The organism is Psychrobacter sp. AOP31-B2-9 (assembly GCF_052378005.1).
In the GTDB taxonomy this organism is placed as follows: Bacteria; Pseudomonadota; Gammaproteobacteria; order Pseudomonadales; family Moraxellaceae; genus Psychrobacter.
This window is the reverse complement of the sequence record NZ_JBQSXG010000120.1, coordinates 1-9,032: the sequence shown is the minus strand read 5'-3', so window position 1 is coordinate 9,032 and position 9,032 is coordinate 1. Positions and strand designations below refer to the sequence as shown.

Annotated in this window: 8 protein-coding genes; all 8 read right to left on the bottom strand. The window is 41.2% G+C overall.

Going from position 1 to position 9,032, the window contains the following annotated elements; translation table 11 throughout:
- Positions 1-105 precede the first annotated feature (105 nt).
- Complete coding sequence (locus ACT3SX_RS11875; protein WP_192520043.1) at positions 106-417, bottom strand: NGG1p interacting factor NIF3; 312 nt, start codon at positions 415-417, stop codon at positions 106-108.
- 37 nt (positions 418-454) lie between these two features.
- Positions 455-1,081: a DNA-3-methyladenine glycosylase gene (locus ACT3SX_RS11870; protein WP_192520042.1), complete on the bottom strand. Its 627-nt coding sequence runs from the start codon at positions 1,079-1,081 to the stop codon at positions 455-457.
- Between the two features lie 65 nt (positions 1,082-1,146).
- Positions 1,147-2,220, bottom strand: coding sequence for a glycosyltransferase family 4 protein (locus tag ACT3SX_RS11865; protein ID WP_225739245.1), 1,074 nt, complete (start codon positions 2,218-2,220; stop codon positions 1,147-1,149).
- Between the two features lie 326 nt (positions 2,221-2,546).
- Positions 2,547-3,260: a phosphoribosylaminoimidazolesuccinocarboxamide synthase gene (purC, locus tag ACT3SX_RS11860; RefSeq protein WP_192520041.1), complete on the bottom strand. Its 714-nt coding sequence runs from the start codon at positions 3,258-3,260 to the stop codon at positions 2,547-2,549.
- 130 nt (positions 3,261-3,390) lie between these two features.
- Complete coding sequence (locus ACT3SX_RS11855) at positions 3,391-3,705, bottom strand: hypothetical protein (protein ID WP_225739244.1); 315 nt, start codon at positions 3,703-3,705, stop codon at positions 3,391-3,393.
- Between the two features lie 55 nt (positions 3,706-3,760).
- Positions 3,761-4,666 (bottom strand): 4-hydroxy-tetrahydrodipicolinate synthase, encoded by a 906-nt coding sequence (dapA, locus tag ACT3SX_RS11850; protein WP_192520039.1) that lies wholly within the window; start codon positions 4,664-4,666, stop codon positions 3,761-3,763.
- A gap of 448 nt (positions 4,667-5,114) precedes the next feature.
- Positions 5,115-6,323, bottom strand: a complete 1,209-nt coding sequence (locus tag ACT3SX_RS11845; RefSeq protein ID WP_192520038.1) for a hypothetical protein — start codon at positions 6,321-6,323, stop codon at positions 5,115-5,117.
- A 399-nt stretch (positions 6,324-6,722) separates the two neighbouring features.
- Positions 6,723-8,189 carry a Do family serine endopeptidase gene (locus tag ACT3SX_RS11840; RefSeq protein WP_413038459.1) on the bottom strand — a complete coding sequence of 489 codons (1,467 nt, stop codon included), beginning with the start codon at positions 8,187-8,189 and terminating at the stop codon, positions 6,723-6,725.
- Between the last annotated feature and the right edge of the window lie 843 nt (positions 8,190-9,032).

Here is a 9,032-nt window from a genome sequence, read left to right as displayed (position 1 = left end):
AAAAAATTAATCATACCTTGCTATCATTAAACCCAACCTCAATGCCAAATAAGAACCATTTCAGCTTGATGGTTTATTGTGTCTGATGATATTGGCGCTTTAATTTTAAAACGCTAATACCTTAATGACATCGTAAGCAGGCGTTTCGTACGGGTGACTGCTTTTGAGTGCTGTAATCACAGCCTCGATATATGACTCATCAACCACCATCTCCACTCGCCACTCCTCAACTGCTTCGAGTCTACCGTGCGTACCGATATGCGGGTTACTACCTGCCAATGGCTTGAACTGGCCTGTTCCCTTTACTTGCCAACAGCACTGCTCATAGGCGCCAATTTTCCCAGCACCAGCCGCAAACAGAGCAGACTTTACTTCATCTAACGCTTCATCAGGAATAAAAACGGTCAACTTATACATTGATTCACCTCATAAAATAAGTTTAAATCTTAATCTATTAGTTCTTAGACAAGGAAGCATGATCGGTCCATATATAACGCAATAGCCAGTCTTTGGCATCTCCGGCGTAGTCAATCCCAATACGCGTGCGTAATGATACTGGCGGCGCACAATTATCATCCTCTATCCACACGCCAGATGCTGGACTAATAGGTTTACCATATAAATCTCGGTCTATTTGCAAACGCTTCGTCAGCTTACCAGGACCAGAAAACTGTTTTGGGTGGCTGAGCTGTTTGGCAGGAATCAGGTGTTGCTCATCACTCAAACGATCGCTCTCATCAATCAAAAACCCAGCGCGGATCAATACCGATTCGGGTGATTCAGACTGCCCACTAATTAAGTTGAGCATGTGATGAACACCGTAGGTCAAATACACATAGAATACACCACCTGACTGATACATAATCTCTGTGCGTGTCGTTCGAGTGCCTGCATGGGAATGGCAAGCAGGGTCATTTTGACCTATATAGGCTTCGGTTTCAGAGATACGCATACGCAATATTTTTTCTGATCCGTCGCTATCGATAAGTTTGCGGCACAGTACTTTGCCTATTAAGTCGGCAGCGACCACACAAGTAGGACGCGTAAACCATGATGGCTCTAAAATAATCGATGTAGACATGGGCGATACCTTTTCTTACTTTTATGTTGAACCGCTCATACAGCTAATGAGTACTCTACGTTAAGTCATTCAAAGCTGTTAAGTAGATCTAACCACTCGCTTATTATATGATCGGGTTGATAGATTTCGACTTTTTCTCTTCCTTTTAAGCTAATAGTTTTTTTCTGTTCATCATCTTGCATCAAACCAATCAATGCTAAAGCAAGTTGGTCAACATTATTTTCAGGAACTAAAATAGAGCCCGTACCTTCTAAAACTTCTGCGGGACCAGGCCAACAATCAAAACTAACAATAGGAAGACCAAAAGACAAAGCCTCCGTTAAAACCATACCGAACCCTTCTACTCGAGAGCTCAGACAAAATATCTCTGCCTCTCTATAATAGTGACCCACATTATCAGTCGCGCCAACCAACTCTACACTCTCGGTTATTTGGTTTGCTTCGATAAACTTCGTTAGCTGGGCTCTTTCTTCACCCTCCCCAACTATTTTTAATGTCCATTCTGGCAGAATGCTAGCTACCTGAAGCCAAGCTTCAAGTAATAAATCAAACCCTTTTTCTCTATGTAGGCGACCAACCGCCAATACTATTTTTTTATTTTCCTCGATATATTCTTGAATGGGAAATGGACAAGGATTGGCTATAGCGGTTACTTGTGACTTATGACGAGTATTTTTTAGCCAATACTCCTTATCTCTTTTGGTTAAAGTAACCACTGAATCACAGTATCGCGCCGCTAAATGTCTGACGATAGAGTCTCGACTGATACCTTCGTTGGGATCAAAGTTAAAATGCTCCCAGCCTATGTGCTTTACTTTCAGGCCTAACGTTGCGGGTAAAGTATATGGAATGGATTTGGTGTCTACGGCTATCATTACGTCAACATGCTCTACTTTTAACAGCTTTCTTATTTTATAGACAGTATAAGGAGTATGAGCAAAATTAGTGCGCGCAGAGCCTAATAGTGAAATGACTTTGATATCTTCATTTAGAGGAAAAAAAGGTTCATCACAAGGCCCAAGACTGGCCAATATTATGTCATGGCCAACTTCAGATAAGCCGTTAGCAATCATAGAACCTACTCGTTCAACACCAGCACCCTTGTTCAGGCCATAAAATAACACCATTAAAATTTTCAAATCGAGTGCCTTACTTGTTAGGGTCTGTTGTTAGTAGCAAATGAAAAAAGCAAGACCATCGTTAAAATCGAACCATAGCTGATAGTTCGATACTTATAGCACTTGAAGTATCATTCCAATATTTCAAAAATTTGATTTTAAAAACTCGGCTCTAAAAGCTCAGTTCTAAAAACCCGCAACATTCATCTTACCAGTATATAGCTAAGTATTTGATAGCTAAACTTTGCTACCTAAACCAAGTGCCCACTTTAATTTTTTGCATAAAAAAACTGAGCGATAAGCTCAGTTTTTTGTGGAATCTAATAACGGCTTGACCTAATAACTGCTTAGTTTAATGGCACACCAATACGGTTCGCCACTTCTTCGTAAGCTTCGATTACGTCACCCAATGATTGACGGAAACGATCTTTATCGAGCTTTTTCTTAGTGCTCTTATCCCAAATACGGCAACCATCTGGGGAGAACTCATCACCCAACACGATACGGTCGTGGAATACACCAAACTCTAGCTTGAAATCAACCAGTATCAGATCGCCTGCATCAAACAATTTGCTCAATACATCATTAACTTGATGAGTCAACTCTTCCATTCTTGCCAACTGTGCTTCAGTGGCCCAACCAAGTGACAATGATAGTGACTCATTCACCAGTGGATCACCAAGTGCGTCATCTTTATAAAACAATTCATAAGTAGATGGCGTCAACGGCTGCCCTTCTTCTAATCCTAAACGACGAACCAAGCTGCCGGCAGCGAAATTACGCATCACGCACTCGACCGGGATCATATCTAGTCGCTTGACCAATACTTCGTCTTGAGAGAGTTGCTTTTCAAAGTGTGTCTCAATGCCAGCATCAGCCAGCTTTTGCATAATAAAAGCATTGAAGCGATTGTTGACCACACCTTTGCGTGCTAACTGTTCGATGCGCTTACCGTCAAGCGCTGAGGTATCATCGCGGAAGTGTAGAATGAGAAGGTCGTCGTCTTCTGTTTCATAGACAGATTTGGCTTTACCTTTGTACAACAGTTTTTGCTTTTGCATTATAGAATTTCCTGTTCGTTCAAGCTTATGTGGTAAAAACGCGCAGCTACCGCTACATCTGATATGAAAAATTCACTCGTAGTGAAACAAATAATCATAACAAGCTAGCGGTATAAATTGAGAAATATATTTAATTAGAAAGAGTGCTTACCGTACGTTGAGGTTGTGGTAATTGGTACTGCTTACCCGACTCATTCTTTAGTTCAAGCGTATTTTCACCTGCGTTAGGCGTTGCGTACAAAGGCACAAAAGGCGCTGTTTCTTTAGCGGCTGGTAGCTCTATGGGATCAAGCTTTGCACTTTGTTGGTATGTTAAGCTACCGTCATCACGCTTACCAAGTAAGTTTTTGGTCGCTTGGCAACCGCTCAATACTAGGGTACTACCCAATATTAAGGTCAGCATCGCAGGGAATGTTTTTGTAGTCGTTGATGATATTTTCATCATATTGTCTCTCTGAGTTAGCAATCATTGCTCATTTGGTACGGTGTTTTTTACGAATCTATATTAAGTTTGCACGTACTAAGGCTTCATCAATAGTGGCATGATGTTGCTCAGCTAACCAAACCAATGGTAGACGCATACCAGTATCTATCATACCCATTTTATTTAATGCATATTTGACCGGAATAGGGCTGGATTCGATAAATAAATCACGATGTAAATGCTTGACCACATCATGAGCTTTATTAGCCGCTTCAAAATCGCCTTGAAGCGCTGCCGTAAAGGTATCACTCATTGCTTTCGGTGCGACGTTAGCTGTCACTGAAATATTACCTTTGCCACCTACTTTCATCAATTCAAGCGCAGTACCATCATCGCCAGATAGGACAACCATTCGATCACCAACCGCTTTGATCAATTTTTCGCCACGTTCGACAGAACCAGTCGCATCTTTTATTGCCACGATATTTTCAATATCAGCCAGACGCTCTACAGTTTCTTGAGCAATATCAACGACTGTACGACCTGGCACATTGTACAACATTTGCGGAATATTCACCGCTTCAGCAATCGCTTTATAATGTTGATACACGCCTTCTTGAGGTGGCTTGTTATAGTAAGGTGCAACGAGCAATGCACAGTCTGCCCCAGCATCCGCAGCATCTTGAGTCAGTTTGATTGCTTCCATTGTGTTATTGGCACCTGTGCCAGCAATGACAGGTACACGACCTTTGACATGCTGTACAAAATAACGAATCACATCGCTATGCTCTTGCATAGATAGGGTCGCTGACTCACCAGTGGTACCAACTGCAACAAGGCAATGCGTACCTTGCTCAATCTGCCAATCTATGAGGTCTGCCAGACGTTTATAGTCGACCGTGCCGTCAGGATGCATGGGCGTTACCAAAGCTACCATTGAGCCTTGTAGTCGGGTTTTAATCTCGTCGTATGCTGTGCTCATAACTGTGCCTTACTGTATTATCCTAGCTTTTGTCAAAGCTGTCACATGATAGGTCGTTTGCAAGTGTCTGCAGTTTATATAGCTAACAATGCATATCTTAACGGATGCATTCATAGATGCTGCTGACTAAATCTTGCTTGATGTTGGTACTAAATTATTTATACATAATAACGTCATGGACGCCAATTTTTATTTACTGTCAATCCAATTGGTAGATAACAATAAAAACGCCTGCTAGTGTAGCATATTTTGATTTGACCGCTATCAATCAATTGACTCTCAATATCGTTATTCAATACCATGATTGCGTACCAAACCCTGCCAAAGCTTGTTAGAGTCAAGGTTTCTTTTTTGAAAACCTCTGAAAAATAGGTTTGTCATTTAAGCTTAATGCGTTAACAGTTAGTTTAGCGCAATGCATAAGTACTGATAAGTCTTTTGGTGAATATTAACGAATCGTCAACACATCGATAGTAGGCCGATACAACCGAAAAGGTAACCCTCGCGTGCCAATACCACTACTGATAAATATCTGCGCATTTCCATGTTGATATAAACCACGCTGCTGACCCATACGACTATTATTCAGCATGGTTGATCGTTTATCTCTGCGATGAACCTCTTGATTTCTTTGACCCAACCACATGGATTTTTGCGACGCTTTGGCAGCACCTGTAATCAGCAAAGGTCGCGGTTGCAAAGATTTTGGTAAGTCGCTAAGACTATCAAATCGTGATGCCAAAATAATCACTGGCTTAGTAGCACTAGCGATGTTGGCACCAAGTGCCACTTTAGCCGCGGTGTTTGAATCCTCATTATCAGTGAGTTTTTTAGGCATATCTTGCCAGCCACAGAGTGCGGCGACAACTGATTTGGTATCTACCTCTTTTTGGCTGATGGACTCTTGAGTGTCGATAGCAACACCCAAAGAGCTTGTTAATGGTCGACTGTCCACAGTACCCATGCACTTAAGTGGTAATGAGGTGCACTGCTGGCCGATATAACTGATATCGAGCACATCAAACGCTTTAGCCAATGTATCTTCTAACAAGGGTTGACCTTGATTCGTCGTATTAATCGATTGATAGCACAAATCCGAAGTACTCATTACCGTATAGACAGGCTTATTAACCGCTTTGAACAACATCATTTGTCCAACCAAGTCGGCACTTGGATAATACAGCCAGTCTCCAGTAATTAAAACTGCATCTACTGATAGCTCGTTGATAGTAGCAACGAGCTTACGGATATGACGCGGCTTGCCACTATATAGCCCAATGCGTAAATCAGCCAGTACAGCTACTGTCAGCGGCGTTGATAAGTTTAAATCAACAGCATGATGCTCTACTCGTAAACGATTGGGTTGCACCACTGCGGCATAAAAGTACAGTCCCATTACTAATATGGCAATCAATACGGATGACGCGGACAACTGCGCAAGCACTGGCAACACATCTTGCGACCAACCTAACACTAACCACACGATCCAAACGGGCATGGTATAGGCTGTATAATAAAGCAACAGCTTAACCCAAATACGCATAAAGCGCTTGGTGACACTAGCATTGAACGTTTGTAATACTGACCACAGTACGATATACGCTAGCAGTGCTGCTGACGTAGAAATACAGAGTATATAAAAAACATGGTCAGTCATAATTACCTGATGGTTATGTAACGATATGAAGCTATCAAACGGCTTATCCGTATTAGGGCATGTCATTTATTCAATAGATAATCATTTAACAAGGCTATTATTTAACTCATTAATATAATTATATAGTCAAAAAACTCTAAAATGGATACAAGGCAGCCGACTGCATATTTTGCCAGTAGTACCTTTAAAAGAGACAATGCTGTAGTAGCTTAGTAGTGCTTTGGCTATTCCTCTCACTAAAGACACATCTTAAATCGTATGATAAAAAATCAGCCATTATAGAGGTCGAGCTCTATGATAGACAAGTACAATTATCGTCACTCAGCGTCATACTTTGTTCATTCATACTGTTATAACAGCATCTCTTTCATTGTAGATTAACGATCCTTATATGACTGCCTACTCAATACGCAAACCAATAATAGCCGGAATACCTTGACGGATAACCTCTATAGTCACTACACCTTTTTCAGGTAACGATGAAATGGCACTTGAAAAATCCGTGACATCCTTAATTTGTTTTTGGTGAAAATTGGTAATCACATCACCCGCTAATATACCTGAACGTGCTGCCAGTCCAGTAGGATCAACCGTCGTCACCAAAACACCTGTCTTATTGTCTGTCGCAATCTCAGCTTGCTCATCTGTAGTCAAATTGCGTAGGCGTAGGCCCAACTGTACATCATCATTTTGCTGATCACCGCCTTGCGCCCTGACATCATCAGGGGCATAAGCAAGCTGACCATTAACTATCATCTGTTTACCATTACGCTGAATCTGTGCACGGAAGGCATCGTTCGGCTTGGCACGATTGAGCAGATTTAACAAATCTGAGGCCCGCTGAATCTGCACATTATCGTATTGCAAAATAATATCGCCAGGTTTGAGACCAGCCTTTTGTGCAGGTGAATCTGGTGATACTCGTGTCAATAACGCACCTTGAGGGCGAGCCAATTTATAAGCTTCGGCTAAATTGCGGTCGATGTCTTGTGGATAAATACCTAAATAGGCACGCACAACTTCGCCATCGGTTTTGAGCTGCTGATAGATATCTATCGCCGCATCTATCGGTATTGAAAATGACAGCCCCATATAACCACCCGTACCACTAAAGATACGTGAGTTGATACCGATTACCTCACCACTTTGGTTGAATAATGGTCCACCTGAGTTACCAGGATTGAGTGCCACATCTGTCTGAATAAATGGGACGCTGGTTTCACGCGAAAAATTGCGCGACTTGGCACTGACAATACCTGCGGATGCTGAATAGTCAAAACCAAAGGGTGAACCAATGGCTAATACGGGCTCTCCTACTTTTATGGCATTTGAGTCACCGATTGGCAACGCAGGATACTGACTGCCCTTCACTTTCAATACAGCCACATCTGAACGCTCATCACTACCGACCAAGGTTGCATCAAGTTCTGTTCTATCATTTAACGTGACTGTTATTTTATCCGCCCCCTCCACCACATGATGATTGGTCAGCATATAACCATCAGAGGTCACAAAAAAGGCTGTGCCATACGCATGCTCAATCGCTGGCATAGTAGCTTGTTCGGGAATACTGAGACGATCACCAAAGAACTGCCGTAACAACTCAGCAGTCTGTGCCTTGGCAAGCTCAGCTTCGCTGACGGTTTTGGTGACATTGACACGAGCAACTGCAGGTGTGACTTGTTGGACTAAGTCAGAAAAATCGGCTGTAGTGACCGCCGCCTGAACGCTAGTCATCGTTGTGGCAGTGATACCAGCAACCATCGATGTACTGACAGCAAACGCTAGGGTACTACGCTGTAACCAATGCTGCATCTTGAGCTTAGATGGTACTGTAAACATATTAATAGACATATCATCCTCCATATAAGTAATCGTTATTATTGTTAATAGGCATGTCTTGGCTGTTATTAATGGCTATTATAAGATAATGTGGCTTTCGCTCAGATTATTTTAGCAAGACTTTCATCGCTACTTCATTTTCATTATTTATTAAATGACAATCACTTGGTGATACTCGCTAGGTGCATGATAAATAACGCTACTGTATGATAAGCATTATCTTTTATTTTATCGTCATTTCGATAATGCAAAATAACCCCGTGCCCAATTATTTCATAATAGTCTATGCAAGATGACCGCACAGTACGATAATCAGCCCATCACAACAATGACAAAGACTTATAGCTGATGAGGTTAACGTCTTAGCAGTTTTATAGTGAGTATCTATATCGTGGTACAGTCAGCCTCAGTAAGTATGAGATAAAATCATGTTATGATAGCAAGCTAAATAGTTTTATAATTAAACAAAAGTTAGCTAGAAAACTCTACTACTGGCTATTATCACCCTTATTTTCCATCTTTTGCATATCTAGAGGCGCTTTAAACCATTTTTAAAATATAAGTAGCAAGGAAAACAAGTAAACCTACTACCGATAACAAGTTAGTAGAGCAAACAATGTTGACACCGCTAATCGTACTTTTGAAGGTGGTATTATTTATCTAGGCATGCTTTTGTCTTTACTACTTTATAGTATATATATCATATCTGGCTCATGTTGTGATTCATGATAATTATCATTGCTGCTATTTAGCTTTGCTAGAAACATACCTCTACAAAGAGTGATATCAAATCATTTATAGTGCTGCTTATAGCAATTATTCAAGAGCTATTGATAGATATAAAATATGACAAGATTATAAAAGGAT